Genomic DNA, 599 nt, shown 5'->3' on the forward strand with positions numbered 1-599 from the left:
GGCCGCGCGATGCGCGCGATCGCCGAAAGCCCGAACACCGCGAGCCTGATGGGCGTGAACCCGAACTTCGTGATCTCGGCGACGTTCATGATCGGCTCCGCACTCGCCGCGCTGGCCGGCGTGATGATCGCGTCCGAATACGGCAACGTGCACTTCTACATGGGCTTCATCCCCGGCATGAAGGCGTTCACCGCGGCGGTGCTCGGCGGGATCGGCAACCTCGGCGGCGCGATGGTCGGCGGCGTGGTGCTCGGCCTGATCGAGCAGCTCGGCGCGGGCTACATCGGCAACCTCACGGGTGGCGTGTTCGGCAGTAACTACCAGGACGTGTTCGCATTCATCGTGCTGATCATCGTGCTGGTGTTCCGTCCGTCGGGCCTGCTGGGCGAACGTGTCGCGGACCGCGCGTAACGGAAGGGGAGCAAACAACATGACATCCATTCAACCGATCGAATCCTCGACGTCGCTCGTCGAAGAACGCAACACCGCCAAGACCGTCGTCATCGGCATCCTGACCGCGGCCTTCGTGATCGCGGCGCCGATCATCATCGGCTCGGCAGGCGGCAACTACTGGGTCCGCGTGCTCGACTTCGCGATGC

At 65.1% G+C, this 599-nt stretch carries 1 protein-coding gene and 1 pseudogene; both read left to right on the top strand.

Annotation, left to right across the window (positions count from 1 at the left end):
* Window positions 1-411 (top strand): branched-chain amino acid ABC transporter permease (locus DIE17_RS37115; protein WP_148095030.1); only part of this gene is annotated, 411 nt, incomplete at its 5' end.
* A gap of 19 nt (window positions 412-430) precedes the next feature.
* A pseudogene (locus DIE17_RS37120) lies at window positions 431-599 on the top strand (ABC transporter ATP-binding protein); the annotation flags it as partial.

The organism is Burkholderia sp. Bp9099 (assembly GCF_003857805.1).
In the GTDB taxonomy this organism is placed as follows: Bacteria; Pseudomonadota; Gammaproteobacteria; order Burkholderiales; family Burkholderiaceae; genus Burkholderia.